19 protein-coding genes are annotated in these 19406 nt (G+C 71.1%); 15 read left to right on the top strand and 4 right to left on the bottom strand.

The features are described 5' to 3' along the window. The first annotated feature begins 45 nt into the window (after positions 1–45). Positions 46–2025, top strand: a complete 1980-nt coding sequence (thrS, locus tag AB0L37_RS15970; protein ID WP_365504849.1) for a threonine--tRNA ligase — start codon at positions 46–48, stop codon at positions 2023–2025. Between the two features lie 10 nt (positions 2026–2035). On the opposite strand, the gene AB0L37_RS15965 is transcribed toward thrS, so the two are convergent. Further along, on the bottom strand, positions 2036–2740 hold the full coding sequence (locus AB0L37_RS15965; protein WP_365504847.1) for a potassium channel family protein: 705 nt from the start codon (positions 2738–2740) through the stop codon (positions 2036–2038). 67 nt (positions 2741–2807) lie between these two features. Here AB0L37_RS15965 and AB0L37_RS15960 point away from each other — a divergent pair, with 67 nt between their 5' ends. After that, complete coding sequence (locus AB0L37_RS15960; protein ID WP_365504845.1) at positions 2808–3371, top strand: HIT domain-containing protein; 564 nt, start codon at positions 2808–2810, stop codon at positions 3369–3371. Further along, on the top strand, positions 3356–3877 hold the full coding sequence (locus AB0L37_RS15955; protein ID WP_365504843.1) for a hypothetical protein: 522 nt from the start codon (positions 3356–3358) through the stop codon (positions 3875–3877). Before AB0L37_RS15960 ends, AB0L37_RS15955 begins: the two co-directional genes overlap by 16 nt. Here AB0L37_RS15955 and AB0L37_RS15950 read toward each other — a convergent pair. After that, positions 3848–5314, bottom strand: coding sequence for a PLP-dependent aminotransferase family protein (locus AB0L37_RS15950; protein WP_365504841.1), 1467 nt, complete (start codon positions 5312–5314; stop codon positions 3848–3850). The genes AB0L37_RS15955 and AB0L37_RS15950 overlap by 30 nt on opposite strands. A 108-nt stretch (positions 5315–5422) precedes the next feature. Between AB0L37_RS15950 and AB0L37_RS15945 the strand changes: the two genes are divergently transcribed. Next, positions 5423–6103 carry a hypothetical protein gene (locus AB0L37_RS15945; protein ID WP_365504839.1) on the top strand — a complete coding sequence of 227 codons (681 nt, stop codon included), beginning with the start codon at positions 5423–5425 and terminating at the stop codon, positions 6101–6103. On the opposite strand, the gene AB0L37_RS15940 is transcribed toward AB0L37_RS15945, so the two are convergent. Further along, positions 6048–7808: a hypothetical protein gene (locus tag AB0L37_RS15940; protein ID WP_365504837.1), complete on the bottom strand. Its 1761-nt coding sequence runs from the start codon at positions 7806–7808 to the stop codon at positions 6048–6050. The genes AB0L37_RS15945 and AB0L37_RS15940 overlap by 56 nt on opposite strands. A 180-nt stretch (positions 7809–7988) precedes the next feature. Continuing rightward, positions 7989–10193, bottom strand: coding sequence for an elongation factor G-like protein EF-G2 (locus AB0L37_RS15935; protein ID WP_365504835.1), 2205 nt, complete (start codon positions 10191–10193; stop codon positions 7989–7991). A 247-nt stretch (positions 10194–10440) separates the two neighbouring features. Here AB0L37_RS15935 and pgsA point away from each other — a divergent pair, with 247 nt between their 5' ends. The 11 genes from pgsA to yajC all read left to right on the top strand — a co-directional run bounded on the left by pgsA (position 10441) and on the right by yajC (position 19375). Continuing rightward, positions 10441–11109 (top strand): phosphatidylinositol phosphate synthase, encoded by a 669-nt coding sequence (gene pgsA, locus AB0L37_RS15930; protein WP_365504833.1) that lies wholly within the window; start codon positions 10441–10443, stop codon positions 11107–11109. Then, positions 11106–12020: a phosphatidylinositol mannoside acyltransferase gene (locus AB0L37_RS15925; protein WP_365504831.1), complete on the top strand. Its 915-nt coding sequence runs from the start codon at positions 11106–11108 to the stop codon at positions 12018–12020. The genes pgsA and AB0L37_RS15925 overlap by 4 nt, the downstream gene beginning before the upstream one ends. Continuing rightward, positions 12017–13225 (top strand): glycosyltransferase family 4 protein, encoded by a 1209-nt coding sequence (locus tag AB0L37_RS15920; RefSeq protein ID WP_365504829.1) that lies wholly within the window; start codon positions 12017–12019, stop codon positions 13223–13225. Before AB0L37_RS15925 ends, AB0L37_RS15920 begins: the two co-directional genes overlap by 4 nt. Before the next feature lie 72 nt (positions 13226–13297). Then, positions 13298–13843 (top strand): hypothetical protein, encoded by a 546-nt coding sequence (locus AB0L37_RS15915; protein WP_365504827.1) that lies wholly within the window; start codon positions 13298–13300, stop codon positions 13841–13843. Between the two features lie 162 nt (positions 13844–14005). Continuing rightward, positions 14006–14923 carry a pyridoxal 5'-phosphate synthase lyase subunit PdxS gene (gene pdxS / locus AB0L37_RS15910; RefSeq protein WP_365504825.1) on the top strand — a complete coding sequence of 306 codons (918 nt, stop codon included), beginning with the start codon at positions 14006–14008 and terminating at the stop codon, positions 14921–14923. A gap of 8 nt (positions 14924–14931) precedes the next feature. Further along, the gene (gene pdxT / locus AB0L37_RS15905; RefSeq protein WP_365504823.1) at positions 14932–15537 is read left to right on the top strand and encodes a pyridoxal 5'-phosphate synthase glutaminase subunit PdxT; all 606 of its coding nucleotides are present in this window, start codon (positions 14932–14934) and stop codon (positions 15535–15537) included. A 52-nt stretch (positions 15538–15589) separates the two neighbouring features. Then, positions 15590–16342 carry a YebC/PmpR family DNA-binding transcriptional regulator gene (locus AB0L37_RS15900; protein WP_365504821.1) on the top strand — a complete coding sequence of 251 codons (753 nt, stop codon included), beginning with the start codon at positions 15590–15592 and terminating at the stop codon, positions 16340–16342. A 113-nt stretch (positions 16343–16455) separates the two neighbouring features. Beyond that, positions 16456–17004, top strand: a complete 549-nt coding sequence (gene ruvC, locus AB0L37_RS15895) for a crossover junction endodeoxyribonuclease RuvC (protein ID WP_365504819.1) — start codon at positions 16456–16458, stop codon at positions 17002–17004. Beyond that, positions 17001–17612: a Holliday junction branch migration protein RuvA gene (gene ruvA / locus AB0L37_RS15890; RefSeq protein ID WP_365504817.1), complete on the top strand. Its 612-nt coding sequence runs from the start codon at positions 17001–17003 to the stop codon at positions 17610–17612. Before ruvC ends, ruvA begins: the two co-directional genes overlap by 4 nt. 45 nt (positions 17613–17657) lie before the next feature. Then, complete coding sequence (gene ruvB / locus AB0L37_RS15885) at positions 17658–18737, top strand: Holliday junction branch migration DNA helicase RuvB (RefSeq protein WP_365504815.1); 1080 nt, start codon at positions 17658–17660, stop codon at positions 18735–18737. A 173-nt stretch (positions 18738–18910) separates the two neighbouring features. After that, positions 18911–19375: a preprotein translocase subunit YajC gene (gene yajC / locus AB0L37_RS15880; RefSeq protein ID WP_365504813.1), complete on the top strand. Its 465-nt coding sequence runs from the start codon at positions 18911–18913 to the stop codon at positions 19373–19375. The last annotated feature ends 31 nt before the right edge of the window (positions 19376–19406 follow it).

Below are 19406 nucleotides of genomic sequence, written 5' to 3'. Positions count from 1 at the left end.
CACAGGTAATGGCGCGGCGTTCCATCTTCAGGTAGGAGAAGACCGGTGTCTGACGTCCGTGTGATCATCCAACGCGATTCCGAGCGGGAAGAACGCGTGGTGGCGACGGGCACTACGGCCGCCGAGCTCTTCGCCGGGGAGCGCACCATCGTCGCCGCCCGCGTGGCCGGCGAGCTGAAGGACCTCGCGTACGCCGTCCAGGACGGCGAAGAGGTCGAACCCGTGGAGATCTCGTCCGAGGACGGTCTCAACATCCTGCGGCACTCCACCGCGCACGTGATGGCGCAGGCCGTCCAGGAGCTGTTCCCGGACGCCAAGCTCGGCATCGGCCCGCCCATCAAGGACGGCTTCTACTACGACTTCGACGTCAAGGAGCCGTTCACCCCCGAGGACATCAAGCGCATCGAGAAGAAGATGCAGGAGATCCAGAAGCGGGGGCAGCGCTTCTCGCGCCGCGTGACCACCGACGACGACGCGCGCGTCGAGCTGGCCGACGAGCCGTACAAGCTGGAACTCATCGGCCTCAAGGGCAACGCGGCGCAGGCCGCGGACGGCGCGGACGCGGAGGTGGGCGGCGGCGAGCTGACCATCTACGACAACCTCGACGCCAAGACCGGCGAGCTGTGCTGGAAGGACCTCTGCCGGGGCCCCCACCTGCCGACCACCCGCGTCATCCCCGCGTTCAAGCTGATGCGCTCGGCCGCCGCCTACTGGCGCGGCAGCGAGAAGAACCCGCAGCTCCAGCGGATCTACGGCACCGCGTGGCCGTCGAAGGACGAGCTGAAGGCGTACCTCGACTTCCTCGTCGAGGCCGAGAAGCGCGACCACCGCAAGCTGGGCGCCGAGCTGGACCTGTTCTCCTTCCCGGAGGAGCTGGGCCCGGGCCTCGCCGTGTTCCACCCCAAGGGCGGCGTCGTCCGCAAGGTCATGGAGGACTACTCGCGGCGCCGCCACGAGGTCTCCGGCTACGAGTTCGTGAACACCCCGCACATCTCGAAGGAGCACCTCTTCGAGATCTCGGGGCACCTGCCGCACTACTCGGACGGCATGTTCCCGCCCATCCAGTTCGACGAGCAGAACTACCGCCTCAAGGCGATGAACTGCCCGATGCACAACCTGATCTTCAAGTCCCGCGGGCGTTCCTACCGTGAACTGCCGCTGCGGCTCTTCGAGTTCGGCACCGTGTACCGCTACGAGAAGTCCGGCGTCGTGCACGGCCTGACCCGCTCGCGCGGCTTCACCCAGGACGACTCGCACATCTACTGCACCAAGGAGCAGATGCCGCAGGAGCTCGACACGCTCCTGACCTTCGTGCTCGACCTGCTGCGCGACTACGGCCTGACCGAGTTCGAGCTGGAGCTGTCCACCCGCGACGACTCCGACAAGTTCATCGGCACCGACGAGGACTGGGCCGAGGCCACCGAGGCGCTGCGGCTCGCCGCCGAGAAGCAGAACCTGCCGCTGGTCCCGGACCCGGGCGGCGCCGCGTATTACGGCCCGAAGATCTCCGTGCAGGCCAAGGACGCGATCGGCCGCTCCTGGCAGATGTCGACCCTCCAGGTCGACTTCAACCAGCCCAAGCGGTTCGGCCTCGAGTACACCGCGGCCGACGGCTCGCGTCAGCAGCCGGTCATGCTGCACCGCGCGCTGTTCGGCTCGATCGAGCGGTTCTTCGGTGTGCTCCTGGAGCACTACGCGGGCGCGTTCCCGGCGTGGCTGGCCCCGGTGCAGGCCGTCGGCATCCCGATCGGCGACGCGCACATCCCGTACCTCCAGGAGTTCGCCGAGAAGGCGCGCGCCCAGGGTCTGCGGGTCGAGGTCGACGCGTCCTCCGACCGGATGCAGAAGAAGATCCGCAACCAGCAGAAGGCCAAGGTGCCCTTCATGGTCATCGCGGGCGACGAGGACATGAACGCGGGTTCGGTGTCCTTCCGCTACCGCGACGGCTCGCAGGAGAACGGCATCCCGGTCGACGAGGCCATCGCGAAGATCGTGAAGGTCGTGGAGGAGCGGGCGCAGGTCTGATCCTGACCCGTCAGTCCGTCCGGCCTGAGGCCCCCGGGGAGTTCCCCGGGGGCCTCTCCGTCTCCGGCGGGTACGGGTTCTCGCCCTCCCGCGCGAAGATCTGCAGCAGCCACGACGAGAACGAGCCGGTCACCGCGCCGAGCAGTGCGAGCCCGCACCCCATCAGGCCCACCGCCACCAGTCGCCCCACCGGGGTCACCGGCGCCATGTCCCCGTAGCCGACCGTCGACAGTGTCGTGCACGCCCACCACACCGAGTCGCCGTACGTACGGATGCTCGCGCCCGGCGCCCCGTGCTCGTACGCGTACACCGTGAGCGAGGCCGCGAAGCCGAGCAGGCCGGCGGACAGGCCCGCGTACGTGATCACCCGGGCGTGCAGCGAGAGCAGCGGCTCGTGGTGATGGCGCTGCACCGTCTCGTAGGTCTGCACGACACGCACCGGACGCAGCAGCGGCAGCACCAGGACCAGGGTGTCCAGCCAGTGCGTGCGCAGGAAGCGGTGCAGGGGCTGGCCGCTCAGGCGCAGGCGGACGACGTAGTCCACGAGGAACACCGCCCAGGCCGCGAGCGTCACCGCGAGACACAGGTCACGGATCGCCTCGGGGAGCCCGTGCCCGAGGACGCGGATCGCGTACGCGGCGAGATACAGCAGGGAGGCGACCGCGAGGGCGGCGCCGTTGTGACGTTCCCAGCGGGAGAGGGGGCTGTCGGTCATCCGGACAGCATCGCCCGAGCCCACCGGGGCCGGTACCCGCCGACACGCCCTGCCGAGGTGACGCCATATGCTGCACTTCATGACGAGTGAGCCGGAGCAGCAGATCGGTCCAGTGGGTGAGCCGGACGGATTCGGGCGTCTGTGGACCCCGCACCGCATCGCCTACATCCAGGGCGAGGGCAAACCGACGGGCCCCGGGGCCGACGACGGCTGTCCCTTCTGTTCCGCTCCCGGCAAGTCCGACGAGGACGCGCTGATCGTGGCCCGCGGTGAGCACGTCTACGCGATCCTCAACCTGTACCCGTACAACGGCGGGCACATGATGGTCCTGCCGTACCGGCACGTCGCCGACTACACGGACCTCGACGAGGCAGAGACCGCCGAACTCGCGCTGCTCACCAAGCGCGCGATGACGGCGCTGCGCGCGGCGTCCGGGGCGCACGGCTTCAACATCGGCATGAACCAGGGCGCGGTGGCCGGCGCCGGCATCGCGGCCCACCTGCACCAGCACATCGTCCCGCGCTGGGGCGGCGACACGAACTTCATGCCGGTCGTCGGCCACACGAAGGTGCTGCCGCAGCTGCTTGGTGACACCCGCACGATGCTGGCGAAGGCGTGGCCGACGGCCTGAGGAGTTATCGGTACGTCGGGCCCGCCGAGCTGTTGGAGACGGTGCGGCCCGGTACCGAGGGGCGGGTGGTGCGTTCCGGTGCGGATCTCGTCGTCGGCGAGGAGCCCTTCACGTACGTGGTCGATCCGGCGGGCCGGCTGCGGATCGCGCCGCGGCGCAGCGAGCATGTGGCCTGCGCCGGAGGCGGACCGGTGCTCGCCGCGGGGGAGATCGGGTTCGTGGTGACGGCCGCAGGACCGTCGGTCGGCGAGGTGAGCAACCAGTCGACCGGCTACTGCCCGGACCTGCCGTCCTGGGCCGCGGTCGCGGCGGCCCTCGACGCCGCCGGGATCCCGCGGCCCGACGGCTTCACGCATCCCGTCGTCTTCCGCCGGTGCGAGCGGTGCCAGGAGCACGCCATCGTGCGGGAGGACGACTTCGTGTGCGTGTTCTGCGGCGCCGACCTGCCCCTGCACTGGAACATCGACCCTCCGGAGCTACGCGATCCAGTGCGCCCGGCGCTCTGACACGGTCGCCGGCGGGCCCTCGGCCGCTGCGCGGGACAGGCGCTGGACCGCCTCCGTCAGCGTGTGCGCGGGCAGGGTGTACGGGAGGCGCAGGCGGTGGTCGAACAGGCCCGGGTCCGTCGCGAAGTAGCCGCCGCTCTCGACGCGTACGCCGTGTGCCAGGGCGCGTTCGGCCAGGTCCGCGGCGCGCGGGGCGCCCAGGTCGACCCAGAGGGAGAGGCCGCCGGGCGGCGGCCGCCAGGTCCAGTGCGGGGTGTGCCGGGTCAACGCCTCGGTGAGCGCAGCCCGGCCGGCCCGTAGCGCGGTGAGCCGGTCGGCGAGCAGCCCGCCCGCGTCCCTGAGCAGTGTCAGGGCCAGGAGCTGGTCCACGACCGAACCGCCCATGTCGGTCGCCACCCGCTGCGCCGCGAACTCCTCGACCAGGCGGGCCGGTGCGCGCAGCCAGCCGATCCGCAGACCCGCCCAGTGCGTCTTGCTCATCGAGCCGATCGTGATGACGCGCCCGGCCTCGCCGTGCGCGGCGAACGGCTTCGGAGCCGGTACGTCCAGGGCGAGTTCGGCGAGGGTCTCGTCGACCACGAGCCAGGTGCCCGCCCGGTGCGCGGCGCGCAGCGTCCGGGCCCGCTGCGCCGGGGGCATCACCGCGCCCGTCGGATTGTGGAAGTCGGGGATGAGATGGGCGAGCCGGGGCACGGAGCGGCGCAGGGTCGACTCGACGATCTCGATGTCCCAGCCCTCGTCGTCCGTCACCGGCACGGAGACCGGACGCAGCCGCGCCCGCCGCATCGCCTCCAGGGCGTTCGGGTACGACGGGTTCTCGACCATGATCCGGTCACCGGGCCCGGCGAGCAGGCCGAGGACCAGGGTGAGCGCGTGCTGGGCGCCGGCCGTCACCAGGATCTGCTCGGGGGTCGTGGCGAGTCCGCGCGCGGTGAAACGGGTGGCGATCGCCGCCCTCAACTCCGGTAGCCCGTACGGGTGGTAGCCCGGGCCTTCGGCGTACGCGGCCAGGCGTGGGGTCACCTCGGTGAGCGCGGCGGCGAGGACTCCGTCGGGCAGGGCGGGGGCCGCCCGGGCCAGGTCGATCGCGGTGTCGGCGGGATCGACGAGTCGGCTGACGCCCTTGGCGGCGCGGCTCGGCGGCAGCGACGTCCAGGTGCCGGAGCCCTGACGGCTGTGCGCGAACCCGTCCTGGCGCAGCAGGTCGTACAGCGCCGTCACCGTCGTCCGGCTGGTGCCGAGGGCGGTGGCCAGCTCCCGCTCGGCGGGCAGCCGTACGTGCAGGGCGAGCCGTCCGTCGAGGATCAACTCCCCGATGGCGCGGGCGAGATGGCGGTACGCCGGACGGGCCTCGGCGGGGGAGGGGAGCATCGCGGCGAGCTGTCTGCTGCCCACGGTGCGCGGCGTCCGGTCGGGGTGACCGTCGGCGTCCACCACACCATTCTCCTCGGATTGGCCATGTAGTACGGGCCGGTCAATCTACAGAGTGGCGGTATTGGCCTCGAAACCGCGGGCCGACCGTACTGCTCCGGGAGATCCGACCGCATGCCCCTCACGTACGTCTCCGTGCGCGAACGCCCCGCCCGCCGCATCCCGCAACTCCTGTGCGGCCTCGCCCTGTACGGCCTCAGCCTCGCGCTGATGGTCCGGGCCGGCCTCGGCCTCAGCCCGTGGAGTGTCCTCAACGAGGGCCTCGCCCGGCACACTTCACTCAGCTTCGGCACGCTCACGACGCTGGTCGGCGCGGGCGTCCTGCTGCTGTGGATCCCGCTGCGCCAGCGCCCGACGCTCGGCACGTTCGCCAACATCGCGACGGTCGGCTGGGCGTCGGACCTCGGCCTGTGGCTCCTGCCGGCGCATCCGGGCCCGCCGTTGCGCGTCGCCCTGTTGCTCGGCGGCATCCTCCTCAACGGCGCCTCGATCGCCGTCTATGTGGGCGCCCGCTGCGGCCCGGGCCCCCGCGACGGCCTGATGACCGGCCTCACGGCGTCCACGGGCCGCTCCCTGCGCCTGATCCGCACCGTCATCGAACTCACGGTCCTGGCAGCGGGCTGGCTGCTCGGCGGCGCCGTGGGCGCGGGCACGGTCCTGTACGCCCTGACCGTGGGCACGATCACGCAGTACTGCCTGCCGTGGTGCGGATACCGGGCCAGGGGTGAGCGCGTTGGGCCTACGCGTCGTACACGTCGGCCTTCCGCGGCGACGGGTCCTGGACCAGGCCGCTGAGCACTCCCGAGCGGTTGCCGAACTTCTCCGTGTTCACGTTGTGCTCCTCGAGGACCTTGATCGCCGCCGCGTGGACCACGCGCAGCACCGGTGTCGCGGTGCGCAGCGCGTCGTCCGCCATGAAGCGGTGCCGCCACGGCTGGTCGGCCCAGGCGTGCCGGAGGCCGAACGGCTCGGGCAGGACCAGCTTGCCGCCCTTGGCGTCGAGGTAGGAACGGCCCATGCCGAACATGGTCAGGGGCGCGCGCACCGCCAGACGGACGGCCTCGTCCGCATCGACCAGCGGGAGGTTCTTCGTCGTGGTCTCCCAGGTCGCGAGGGGCTTGGAGACCTCCTTGGTCTTCGCCTCGGGCTTGGAGGTGAACAGCGAGTTGACGGGGCCCAGCGCATGACCCGTCACCTCGATGCGCAGCGTCTCGTGCAGCACCGTCACCGTGATGAGCATGGTGATGACCAACTGGCCGTCCCAGAGGGTGAACTGGACCCCCAGGTAGTGGCGGTCGCCGCCGCCGAACTGCTGCTCGTTGCAGATCCGCTCTATCTCGTGCGGCCTGATCCGGAACGCGTCCACGTTCTCGCCCGAAGGCCGTGACACGGCCTTCGCCCCTTCGGCGATCGGCGTGACGATCCAGTGGTCCACATAGGGCTTCGGGAAACCGCCGGTGTGCAGCGGCCCGCGCTCCAGCATGCGCAACTGGTCCTGGATCGCGCGTATCACCGTCCAGCTGCGGAACGGGTGGATCTCCTTGCCCTCCTCGGCCGGCTCAAGATCCTCGGCGAGCTGCCAGCTTCCCCAGCGCGTGCCCATGCCCAGGATGCCTTTGGGGCCCGCGTAGAAGACCGAGTTCGACCGCTGCTCGGCGGTCAGCCTCTCCAGGTTCTGGCGCAGTTGCTCGGCCGCGGTCTCGCCGGGGCTGCCGGGCACCGCCTCAGGGATCTTCGCGCCGACCCCGCCGCCGGCCAGCAGCCCCGACCAGCGGTCCCGCAGGTCGGCAGCCGTGCGCAGGCAGATCTGCCGGGCCCAGACGCCTCCGACGACGGGCGCCACGAACGAGGCCCGCAGATACCAGGCCCAGCCACCGGCGGGGGGCATCCGGACCAGGACGACGACGATGACCACGGCCGCGATGGCGATGATCGCCGTCGTCAGCGCGGCCGTCCTGCGGGCCTCGCGCTCCGCCTTCTTGGCGTCGTCCTGCTCCTTGACCGGCCTGTTCTTCGCGATCGCTTCCTGGGTCTGCTTCTCCGCCCTCGCCACCTTGTTGTTGTTCCTGCGGCGGATCTCGAAGACGGCCGCCCAGAACAGCAGCCCCGGAAGGAACAGCACACCGAAGACCAGGGTCAGGACGCTGAGCATGCTGTCGCGCTGCCGGCGGATCCGGCTGGCCGCGAGGCAGTGCTCCACGATGACCTGCGGCTCGCTGCCGAACGACTGGATGAGGGGCTTGCGCCCGGAGCCCAGGACACGCTGCTGCACGGCCTGGGAGAACGCCTCGCCGAGGTTGGGCGCCAGCAGCGCCCACTTCGGCTCTTTGACCTCGGACTTGTGCCACTCGTTGTTGGCGTCCTGGATCTTGATGGCCGGGTCGTCCCGGTACGCGGCCGAGGCGATGGCGAACGTCGCCGCGGTCTGTCCCGCCGACCCCTGCAACGGGACCTGAGCCCCGGGACTGAAATCGAATCCGTCCGCCACTGCCGCCCCCATCGCCACACGTCATCGCTGCTGCGGCTTTTCCCGACTTCCCTGCCCCGCACACCTGTTGATCAGTTCATCGTCCTGATCCCGCTGATCGTCGACCAGCGTATCCGCCACCACCGACATCCGTCACGGGACGGCCGAAGCCGCCCCTCCCGGCCGGGGAGGGCGGCCGCCGGCCCTCAACTGCTAGGCGTCCCGCGCCTGTTCGCGAATCCTCTCGCCGATCTGCGCCGGCATCGGCTCGTGCCGTGCGTACCTGCGGCTGAACCGCGCGGTGCCGTGCGACAGCGACCGCAGATCCACCGCGTACCGCCCGATCTCGATCTCCGGCACCTCGGCCCGTACGAGCGTGCGGCCGCCCGGGGCCTGTTCGGTGCCGACGACGCGGCCGCGCCGTCCCGACAGGTCGCTCATCACGGCGCCCACATAGTCGTCGCCGACCAGGACCTGCACCTCGGCCACCGGCTCAAGGAGGTGGATCCGCGCGTCGGCGGAGGCATCCCGCAGCGCGAGCGCGCCCGCCGTCTGGAAGGCGGCGTCGGACGAGTCCACCGAGTGCGCCTTGCCGTCGAGCAGCGTCACCCGCACGTCGATGAGCGGATAGCCGGCCGCGACGCCGCGCGCCGCCTGCGTCCGTACGCCCTTCTCCACGGACGGGATGAACTGCCGCGGCACCGCGCCGCCGACGACCTTGTCCACGAACTCGATGCCCGAACCGCCGGGCAGCGGCTCCACCTCGATCTCGCAGATCGCGTACTGCCCGTGGCCACCGGACTGCTTCACGTGCCGGCCGCGCCCCGCCGACTTCGCCGCGAACGTCTCCCGAAGGGAGACCTTGTGCGCGACGACGTCGACCTGCACCCCGTACCGGCTGCGCAGCCGCTCGAGCGCCACGTCCGCGTGCGCCTCGCCCAGACACCACAGGACCACCTGATGGGTGTCCTGGTTCTGTTCGAGCCGCATGGCCGGGTCCTCGGCGACCAGCCGCGAAAGCCCCTGCGACAGCTTGTCCTCGTCGGCCTTGCTGTGCGCCTGGATGGCCAGCGGGAGCAACGGGTCCGGCATGTCCCAGGGCGCCATCAGGAGCGGATCGTCCTTCGCGGAGAGGGTGTCGCCGGTCTCCGCCCGGTTGAGCTTCGCCACGCAGGCGAGATCGCCCGCGATGCAGTGCGTCAGCGCCCGCTGGTGCTTGCCGAACGGGGCCGACAGCGCGCCGATCCGCTCGTCCGCTTCGTGGAGGGGACGGCCCTCGTGCCCGCGGTCCGCGAGCCCGTGCCCCGACACGTGCACCGTCTCGTCGGGTCGCAGGGTGCCCGAGAAGACCCGTACGAGAGAGACACGCCCGACATACGGGTCGGACGCCGTCTTCACCACCTCGGCCACCAGCGGGCCGTCCGGATCGCAGGCCCTGACCTCGCGCGCCGTGCCGTCGGGTGTGGCGACGACCGGCGCCGCGCGCTCCAGCGGGGTGGGGAACCCGCCCGTGATCAGCTCCAGGAGCTCGACCGTGCCGATGCCCTGCCGCGCGCCCTCCGCCGCCGGGGCCGCCGCGAGCACCGGGTGGAAGACGCCGCGCGCCACCGCCCGCTCCAGGTCCTCGACGAGCGTCTTGAAGTCGATGTCCTCGCCGCCGAGATAGCGGTCCATGAGGGTCTCGTCCTCGCTCTCCGCGATGATCCCCTCGATGAGCCGGTTGCGGGCGTCCTCGATGGACGGCAGCTGGTCGGCGCCCGGCTCGGACTCCTTGCGCTCGCCCGAGGCGTAGTCGTACACGCGCTGCGAGAGCAGCCCCACCAGGCCCGTCACGGGCGCGTGCCCGTCGGGCCCCTGCGCGCCGTGCAGCGGCAGGTACAGCGGGAGCACGGCATCGGGGTCGTCGCCCCCGAAGGCCGCCGCGCAGGTCCGCGTCATCTCCTCGAAGTCGGACCGGGCCGCCTCCAGATGCGTGATCACGATGGCCCGTGGCATCCCGACCGCCGCGCACTCCTCCCACACCATGCGCGTGGCCCCGTCGACTCCGTCGGCTGCCGAGACGACGAAAAGGGCCGCGTCCGCGGCGCGCAGACCGGCCCTCAGTTCCCCGACGAAGTCCGCGTAGCCGGGGGTGTCCAGGAGATTGATCTTGCAGCCGCCCCAGTCCACCGGGACGAGGGAGAGCTGGATCGAGCGCTGCCGGCGGTGCTCGATCTCGTCGTAGTCGGAGACGGAGGTGCCGTCCTCGACCCGGCCCGCCCGGTTCACCGCCCCCGCGGTCAGCGCGAGGGCCTCCACCAGGGTCGTCTTGCCCGATCCGCTGTGGCCGACCAGCACCACATTCCGTACGGACGCGGGATGGTCGGCCGCCGTCGCCCTGCCGGCGGCTCCGGGGTGTGTGTTCGCCTTGTCGCCCATGCCTGTGCCTCCCGGTTGATTGCTCGGTGAGGTCCTCGGGGGCGCGGACACGCGAATCCGCGTGCGGAGGCGGCTTCGGCGACGCCCGCGGTGTCTTCGAGCTTTCCACTCAGGTCACTGTGCGTCCATACGTCGTACGGGATCGCACGCGCGCGTGGTGGCCCGGCGGCCGTTCCCGGGCGCGCGTGGCTACGATGGGCCAGCCGGTGGCCAGAGGGGCCGCGCGGCACCGACCCTCGGGAAGGCCATGCTGAACAAGTACGCGCGTGCATTCTTCACGCGTGTCCTCACACCGTTCGCCGCGTTTCTCATCCGTCGCGGGGTCAGCCCCGACACGGTCACGCTCCTGGGCACCGCCGGAGTCGTGGCGGGAGCGCTGGTCTTCTACCCGCGCGGAGAGTTCTTCTGGGGCACCGTCGTCATCACGCTGTTCGTCTTCTCGGACCTCGTGGACGGCAACATGGCGCGCCAGCTCGGCCGGACGAGCCGCTGGGGCGCGTTCCTCGACTCCACGCTCGACCGTGTCGCGGACAGCGCCATCTTCGGCGGCCTCGCCCTGTGGTACGCGGGTTCGGGGAACGACAACGTGCTGTGCGCGGTGTCGATCTTCTGCCTCGCCAGCGGCCAGGTCGTGTCGTACACGAAGGCACGTGGAGAATCGATCGGCCTGCCCGTCGCCGTGAACGGCCTCGTGGAGCGCGCCGAGCGCCTCGTCATCTCGCTGGTCGCCGCGGGCTTCGCCGGACTGCACAAGTTCGGCGTGCCGGGCATCCAGTACCTGCTGCCCGTCGCCCTGTGGATCGTCGCCGTGGGCAGCCTCGTCACGCTGATCCAGCGCGTGGTGACCGTGCGCCGCGAGTCCGCCGAGGCCGACGCCGCCGCGGCGGCCGGCGCCCAGGAGGAGGCCGCCTCGTGAGCGGCGCGCAGGAGAAGGTCACCGACGCGCTCTACGGACTCGGCTGGGCCGGCGTCAAGAAGCTGCCCGAGCCGGTCGCGAACCGCCTGGGCCGCACCATCGCGGACATCGCCTGGAAGAAGCGCGGCAAGGGCGTGCTGCGCCTGGAGGCCAACCTCGCGCGCGTGGTGCCCGACGCCACGCCCGAGCGGCTCGCACGGCTCTCCAAGGCGTGCATGCGCTCGTACCTGCGCTACTGGATGGAGTCCTTCCGGCTGCCCGCGTGGAGCAAGGAGCGCATCAAGAACGGCTTCACGCCCAAGGACCTCCACTACCTCACCGAAGGTCTCGCCTCCGGTAAGGGCGTCGTCCTCGCCCTGCCCCACATGGGCAACTACGACCTCGCGGGCGCCTGGGTCACCGCCAAGCTGGAGACCCCGTTCACGACGGTCGCCGAGCGGCTCAAGCCGGAGACCCTGTACGACCGTTTCGTCGCCTACCGCGAGGGTCTCGGCATGGAGGTGCTGCCCCACACGGGCGGCGCCGCCTTCGGGACGCTCGCGCGGCGGCTGCGGGCCGGCGGACTCGTGTGTCTGGTCGCCGACCGCGATCTGTCGGCGTCGGGCGTCGAGGTGAAGTTCTTCGGCGAGACCACGCGGATGCCCGCGGGCCCCGCGATGCTCGCCCAGCAGACCGGCGCGTTGCTCCTGCCCGTCACGCTCTGGTACGACTCGTCCTCCATCATGCGAGGCCGCGTCCACCCGCCCATCGACGTCCCCGAGACAGGTACGCGGGCCGAGAAGACGTCTGTCATGACGCAGGCGCTGGCCGATGCCTTCGCCACGGGGATCGCCGACCATCCGGAGGACTGGCACATGCTTCAGCGCTTGTGGTTGTCCGACCTGGAGAACTTCGAGGAGCGGCCGGCGTGAGGATCGGAATCGTCTGCCCGTACTCCTGGGACGTGCCGGGCGGCGTCCAGTTCCACATCCGCGATCTGGCGGAGCACCTCATCGCGCTGGGGCACGAGGTCTCCGTCCTCGCCCCTGCGGACGACGAGACCCCCCTGCCGCCGTACGTCGTGTCGGCGGGCCGCGCGGTTCCCGTTCCGTACAACGGCTCGGTCGCGCGCCTCAACTTCGGCTTCCTGAGCGCCGCGCGGGTGCGGCGCTGGCTGCACGACGGCACGTTCGACGTGATCCACATCCACGAGCCGGCGTCGCCGTCGCTCGGACTCCTCGCGTGCTGGGCGGCGCAGGGCCCGATCGTGGCCACGTTCCACACCTCGAACCCGCGCTCGCGCGCCATGATCGCCGCGTACCCGATCCTCCAGCCCGCCCTGGAGAAGATCAGCGCGCGCATCGCGGTCAGCGAGTACGCCCGCCGTACGTTGGTCGAGCACCTGGGCGGCGACGCGGTCGTCATCCCGAACGGTGTCGACGTCGACTTCTTCGCCCGCGCCGAGCCCAAGCCCGAGTGGCAATCGCAAGGGGCGCGAAGCTCGGTTCAGGGCGGTGGTGGGGGACGGGAGGGCGAGACGCTCGGCTTCGTCGGGCGCATCGACGAGCCCCGCAAGGGCCTGCCGGTCCTCATGAAGGCGCTGCCCGCCATCCTTGCCGAGCGTCCGGGGACGCGGCTCCTGGTGGCCGGGCGCGGCGACGAGAAGGAGGCCGTCGCCTCGCTGCCCAAGGAGATGCGCGAGCGCGTCGAGTTCCTCGGCATGGTCAGCGACGAGGACAAGGCCCGCTTCCTCGCGAGCGTCGACGTGTACGTCGCCCCGAACACCGGCGGCGAGAGCTTCGGCATCATCCTCGTCGAGGCCATGTCCGCGGGCGCCCCGGTGCTCGCCTCGGACCTGGACGCCTTCGCCCAGGTCCTCGACCAGGGCGGCGCGGGCGAGCTCTTCACGAACGAGGACGCGGACGCCCTCGCCGCGGCGGCGATCCGCCTCCTCGGCGACCCGGAGCGCCGCGCGGAGCTGCGCGAGCGCGGCAGCAAGCATGTACGCCGCTTCGACTGGTCGACCGTCGGCGCCGACATCCTGAGCGTGTACGAGACGGTGACGCAGGGCGCGGCAGCCGTCGCGGCCGACGAACGGACGGGACTGCGGGCGCGGTTCGGCCTCGCGCGCGACTGACCGGGAGGGGCCGGCCCGGGGTGATCGACGGCTGACCGGGAGCGGGCCCCGCCGACGGTAGCCTTGCCGCCCGTGACCGTCACCCTCATCTGGATCGCCGTAGGCCTCTTCGCGATCGGGCTCTACCTGAGCTGGACCGCGGGCCGCCTCGACCGCCTGCACGCCCGTATCGACGCGGCCCGCGCCGCCCTCGACGCCCAACTCCTGCGCCGCGCCTCCGTCGCCCAGGAACTGGCCACGTCGGGTGTGCTCGACCCGGCCGCCTCGATCGTCCTGTACGAGGCCGCGCACGCCGCGCGCCAGGCCGAGGAGGAGCAGCGCGAGGTCGCCGAGAGCGAGCTCAGCCAGGCGCTCAGGGCGGTCTTCAACGAGCCCGACCAGGTCGAGGCCGTCCGCGCGGCCCCCGGTGGCGAGGAGGCCGCCGAGGAGCTGGCGCAGGCGGTGCGCCGGGTCCCCATGGCCCGCCGCTTCCACAACGACGCCGTCCGCGCGGCCCGCGCCCTGCGCAGGCACCGCACGGTCCGCTGGTTCCGGCTCGCCGGGCACGCCCCGTTCCCGCTGGCCTTCGAGATGGACGACGAGCCGCCGACGGCCCTGGCCGACCGGCCGACCTCGTAGCGCGGGCACGACCTCTTGGCGAGGGGACGACCTCTTCGCGAGGACACGACCTCGCAGCACGGGCAAAAGGAGCCACCGGCTACCCATTGGCCCTTGTAGTGGCCTGGTCCCCAGAGGTTTCCTCGTGCTGCAAGACGCCTTCTTCCCCGAGTGAGGTCACCCGTGTCCACCAGCACCCAGTCCACGTCGTCCGCCGCTCCCGCCACCGGCACCGCCCGCGTCAAGCGCGGCATGGCCGAGCAGCTCAAGGGCGGCGTGATCATGGACGTCGTCAACGCCGAGCAGGCGAAGATCGCCGAGGACGCGGGAGCGGTCGCCGTCATGGCCCTCGAGCGGGTTCCGGCCGACATCCGCAAGGACGGCGGCGTCGCGCGCATGTCCGACCCGAACATGATCGAAGAGATCATCGGCGCCGTCTCGATCCCGGTCATGGCCAAGTCCCGCATCGGCCACTTCGTCGAGGCCCAGGTGCTCCAGTCGCTCGGCGTCGACTACATCGACGAGTCCGAGGTCCTCACCCCGGCCGACGAGATCAACCACAGCGACAAGTTCGCGTTCACCACGCCCTTCGTCTGCGGTGCCACGAACCTGGGCGAGGCCCTGCGCCGCATCGCCGAGGGCGCGGCCATGATCCGCTCCAAGGGCGAGGCCGGCACCGGCAACGTCGTGGAGGCCGTGCGCCACCTGCGCCAGATCAAGAACGAGATCGCCAAGCTGCGCGGCTTCGACAACAACGAGCTGTACGCCGCCGCCAAGGAGCTGCGCGCCCCGTACGAGCTCGTCAAGGAGGTCTCCGAGCTGGGCAAGCTGCCGGTGGTCCTCTTCTCCGCCGGTGGCGTCGCCACGCCGGCCGACGCCGCGCTCATGCGCCAGCTCGGCGCCGAGGGCGTCTTCGTCGGCTCCGGCATCTTCAAGTCGGGCGACCCGGCCAAGCGCGCCGCCGCCATCGTGAAGGCCACCACCTTCTACGACGACCCCAAGATCATCGCGGACGCGTCCCGTAACCTCGGCGAGGCCATGGTCGGCATCAACTGCGACACCCTGCCCGAGGCCGAGCGCTACGCGAACCGGGGCTGGTGACCCGCTCCATGAGTTCCACCCCCGTCATCGGAGTCCTGGCGCTCCAGGGCGACGTACGGGAGCACCTCATCGCCCTGGCCACGGCCGACGCCGTGGCCAGGCCGGTGCGGCGCCCCGAAGAACTCGCCGAGGTCGACGGCCTGGTCATCCCCGGCGGCGAGTCGACCACCATCTCCAAGCTGGCCCACCTCTTCGGCCTGATGGAGCCGCTCCGCGCCCGCGTGCACGCCGGAATGCCCGTCTACGGGACCTGCGCGGGCCTGATCATGCTCGCCGACAAGATCCTCGACCCGCGCTCGGGCCAGGAGACCGTCGGCGGCATCGACATGATCGTGCGCCGCAACGCCTTCGGCCGCCAGAACGAGTCCTTCGAAGCGGCGGTCGACGTGCAGGGCGTCGAGGGCGATCCTGTAGAGGGCGTCTTCATCCGCGCTCCCTGGGTGGAGTCCGTGGGCGCCTCGGTGGAGGTGCTCGCCGAGCACGAGGGTCACATCGTCGCCGTACGGCAGGGCAGCGCCCTGGCGACGTCGTTCCACCCCGAGCTCACGGGCGACCACCGCATTCACGGCCTGTTCGTGGACATGGTCCGTGAGAAGGGCGCGGCGGGATCCTAGTAGGATCGCTGCGTTCGTTTCATGAGGTTGGTTACGCGAAGGAGACAGGCAGATGTCCGGCCACTCTAAATGGGCTACGACGAAGCACAAGAAGGCCGTGATCGACGCCAAGCGCGGCAAGCTCTTCGCGAAGATGATCAAGAACATCGAGGTCGCGGCCCGTACGGGCGGCGCCGACCCGGCCGGTAACCCCACGCTGTTCGACGCCATCCAGAAGGCGAAGAAGAGCTCGGTCCCGAACAAGAACATCGACTCCGCGGTCAAGCGCGGCGCCGGTCTCGAAGCCGGTGGCGCCGACTACGAGACGATCATGTACGAGGGCTACGGGCCGAACGGCGTCGCGGTGCTCATCGAGTGCCTCACCGACAACCGCAACCGCGCCGCCTCCGACGTGCGCGTCGCCATGACCCGCAACGGCGGCAACATGGCCGACCCGGGCTCCGTGTCGTACCTGTTCAACCGCAAGGGCGTCATCGTCGTCCCCAAGGGCGAGCTGACCGAGGACGACGTCCTGGGTGCCGTGCTCGACGCGGGCGCCGAGGAGGTCAACGACCTGGGCGAGTCCTTCGAGGTGCTCTCCGAGGCCACCGACCTGGTCGCGGTCCGCACCGCGCTCCAGGAGGCCGGCATCGACTACGACTCGGCCGACGCCAACTTCGTCCCGACCATGCAGGTCGAGCTCGACGAAGAGGGCGCGCGCAAGATCTTCAAGCTGATCGACGCCCTCGAGGACAGCGACGACGTGCAGAACGTCTTCGCCAACTTCGATGTCTCCGACGAGGTCATGGAGAAGGTCGACGCCTGACGTCACCTCAGCGACGGGCCGACGGGACACACTCCGTCGGCCCGTCGCTTTGTCTGTTTGTCAGAGGTCCCCGATACCCTGCACAAACAGGTGAACGACGTTGGGGGCGAGGCGTGCGCGTACTGGGTGTGGACCCGGGTCTGACCCGGTGCGGTGTCGGCGTGGTCGACGGGGTCGCGGGCCGTCCCCTGACGATGCGCGGCGTCGGTGTCGTACGGACGCCGCCGGACGCCGAGTTGGGCCACCGCCTCGTCGCGATCGAGCAGGGCATCGAGCAGTGGCTCGACGAGCACGAGCCCGAAGTCCTCGCCGTGGAGCGGGTGTTCAGCCAGCACAATGTACGTACGGTCATGGGCACCGCCCAGGCCAGCGCCGTGGCCATGCTGTGCGCGTCGCGCCGCGGCATTCCCGTCGCGCTGCACACGCCCAGCGAGGTCAAGGCCGCCGTCACCGGCAGCGGCCGCGCCGACAAGGCGCAGGTCGGCGCCATGGTGACCCGCCTCCTGCGGCTCGACGCCCCGCCCAAGCCGGCCGACGCGGCCGACGCCCTCGCCCTCGCCATCTGCCACATCTGGCGCGCCCCCGCGCAGAACAGACTCCAGCAAGCCGTGGCGCTGCACGCCGCTCAAGCATCCACAGCACTGAAAGGCCGTACCGCATGATCGCCTTCGTCAGCGGCCCCGTCGCCGCACTCGCCCCCGACGCCGCGGTGGTCGAGGTCGGCGGTATCGGCATGGCCCTCCAGTGCACGCCGAACACGCTGTCCACGCTCCGCGTCGGCCAGCAGACCAAGCTCGCCACCTCCCTCGTCGTACGGGAGGACTCGCTCACCCTGTACGGCTTCGCGGACGACGACGAGAAGCAGACCTTCGAGCTGTTGCAGACCGCGAGCGGCGTCGGCCCGCGCCTCGCCCAGGCGATGCTCGCCGTGCACAGCCCCGACGCGCTGCGCCGTGCCGTCTCCACCGGCGACGAGAAGGCGCTCACCGCCGTGCCCGGCATCGGCAAGAAGGGTGCCCAGAAGCTTCTGCTCGAACTGAAGGACCGGCTCGGCGAGCCCCTCGGCACCGGCGGCCCCGCCATCGGCACCGCCGTCACCAGCGGCTGGCGCGAGCAGCTGCACGCCGCGCTCATCGGCCTGGGCTACGCGACCCGGGAGGCCGACGAGGCGGTCTCGGCGGTGGCCCCGCAGGCCGAGGCCATGGAGGGCACCCCGCAGGTGGGCCAGCTCCTCAAGGCAGCCCTCCAGACCCTCAACCGCACCCGCTAGCCAGCCGCCGACCATCCTTCAGACCCGTAACGCGAGGCACACCACATGAACTGGGACGAGACGACCGACGAAGGCGCCCCCCAGGCCGCCGACCGGCTCGTCGGTGCGTCCGCCGACGGCGAGGACCAGGCCGTCGAGGCGGCCCTGCGCCCCAAGGACCTGGGCGAGTTCATCGGCCAGGAGAAGGTCAGGGAGCAGCTCGACCTGGTGCTGCGCGCCGCCCGCGCGCGCGGCGCCACCGCCGACCACGTCCTGCTCTCCGGCGCCCCCGGCCTCGGCAAGACCACCCTCTCCATGATCATCGCCGCCGAGATGGGCGCCCCGATCCGCATCACCAGCGGCCCGGCCATCCAGCACGCGGGCGACCTCGCGGCGATCCTCTCCTCCCTCCAGGAGGGCGAGGTCCTCTTCCTCGACGAGATCCACCGGATGTCGCGGCCCGCCGAGGAGATGCTCTACATGGCGATGGAGGACTTCCGCGTCGACGTCATCGTCGGCAAGGGCCCCGGCGCCACCGCCATCCCGCTCGAACTGCCCCCCTTCACCCTGGTCGGCGCCACCACGCGCGCGGGCCTGCTGCCGCCCCCGCTGCGCGACCGCTTCGGTTTCACCGCGCACATGGAGTTCTACGAGCCGGCCGAGCTGGAGCGCGTGATCCACCGCTCGGCGAGCCTGCTCGACGTGGCGATCGACACGGCGGGCGCGGCCGAGATCGCCGGGCGCTCGCGCGGCACGCCCCGTATCGCCAACCGCCTGCTCCGCCGGGTACGTGACTACGCGCAGGTCAAGGCCGAGGGCCGGATCGACCGTGACATCTCCGCCGCCGCGCTCGCCGTGTACGAGGTGGACGGCCGCGGCCTCGACCGCCTCGACCGCGCCGTCCTGGAAGCGCTGCTCAAGCTGTTCGGCGGGGGACCGGTGGGCCTGTCCACGCTCGCCGTGGCCGTCGGGGAGGAGCGCGAGACCGTCGAGGAGGTGGCCGAGCCCTTCCTCGTCCGCGAGGGTCTGCTGGCGCGCACCCCCCGTGGTCGCGTCGCCACTCCCGCCGCATGGGCACATCTCGGCCTCACCCCGCCCCAGGGGAGAACGGGCGCAAGCGGACAAGGGGACCTCTTCGGGGCGTGACGGCGCGGGTACTCGCCGGGCCTGGAACCCCGGTGCCATGCTGAGCGTTGTTCCCACATGGCGGACTCGCTTAGACTCCGCCGACGTCGTCGTTACCGTTTACGGTCGACGGCCGCCCCCAGAACCCAACAAGGCCGCTCCCCGGCGCGGTCGTATGAAGGAAGTTCCCACCCGTGAGTCTCGTGACCCTCCTCCCGTTCATCGTGCTCATCGGGGCCATGTTCCTGATGACCCGGTCTGCCAAGAAGAAGCAGCAGCAGGCCGCCACGATGCGCAATGAAATGCAGCCCGGATCCGGCGTCCGCACGATCGGGGGCATGTACGCGACGGTCAAGGAGGTCCACGACGACGCGGTCCTCCTCGACGCCGGCCCCGGCGTCCACCTGATGTTCGCGAAGAACGCGATCGGTGCCGTGCTCTCCGACGACGAGTACAACCGCATCGTGCACGGCGAGGAGGCCGTCGACGACGAGCTGACCGACGACGCCGTCGTCCCCGACGACGCGTCCTCCCTCACCGAGACCGACGAGACCGCCGCTGACGACTCGCGCATCGACCTCGGCAAGAAGGACGACGAGGCCGAGAAGGCCGACGACGCCGAGCCGAAGAAGACCGACGGCGAGTCCGACGCGAAGTAGTCACGGCAGGAACCGCGGGCGGCTCTTGTGT

Source organism: Streptomyces sp. NPDC052225 (assembly GCF_040679615.1).
Classification (GTDB): Bacteria; Actinomycetota; Actinomycetes; order Streptomycetales; family Streptomycetaceae; genus Streptomyces.
Note: the sequence above shows the minus strand (reverse complement) of the source record. Positions and strands in the feature narration are given on the sequence as shown.

Coding starts and splice junctions, on each gene's coding strand:
- AB0L37_RS15945 (WP_365504839.1), top strand. CDS start 5,423: ATGCCCCTCACGTACGTCTCCGTGCGCGAACGCCCCGCCCGCCGCATC.
- AB0L37_RS15960 (WP_365504845.1), top strand. CDS start 2,808: ATGCTGCACTTCATGACGAGTGAGCCGGAGCAGCAGATCGGTCCAGTG.
- AB0L37_RS15940 (WP_365504837.1), bottom strand. CDS start 7,808: ATGGGGGCGGCAGTGGCGGACGGATTCGATTTCAGTCCCGGGGCTCAG.
- AB0L37_RS15900 (WP_365504821.1), top strand. CDS start 15,590: ATGTCCGGCCACTCTAAATGGGCTACGACGAAGCACAAGAAGGCCGTG.
- AB0L37_RS15935 (WP_365504835.1), bottom strand. CDS start 10,193: ATGGGCGACAAGGCGAACACACACCCCGGAGCCGCCGGCAGGGCGACG.
- pgsA (WP_365504833.1), top strand. CDS start 10,441: ATGCTGAACAAGTACGCGCGTGCATTCTTCACGCGTGTCCTCACACCG.
- AB0L37_RS15965 (WP_365504847.1), bottom strand. CDS start 2,740: ATGACCGACAGCCCCCTCTCCCGCTGGGAACGTCACAACGGCGCCGCC.
- pdxT (WP_365504823.1), top strand. CDS start 14,932: ATGAGTTCCACCCCCGTCATCGGAGTCCTGGCGCTCCAGGGCGACGTA.
- ruvB (WP_365504815.1), top strand. CDS start 17,658: ATGAACTGGGACGAGACGACCGACGAAGGCGCCCCCCAGGCCGCCGAC.
- ruvA (WP_365504817.1), top strand. CDS start 17,001: ATGATCGCCTTCGTCAGCGGCCCCGTCGCCGCACTCGCCCCCGACGCC.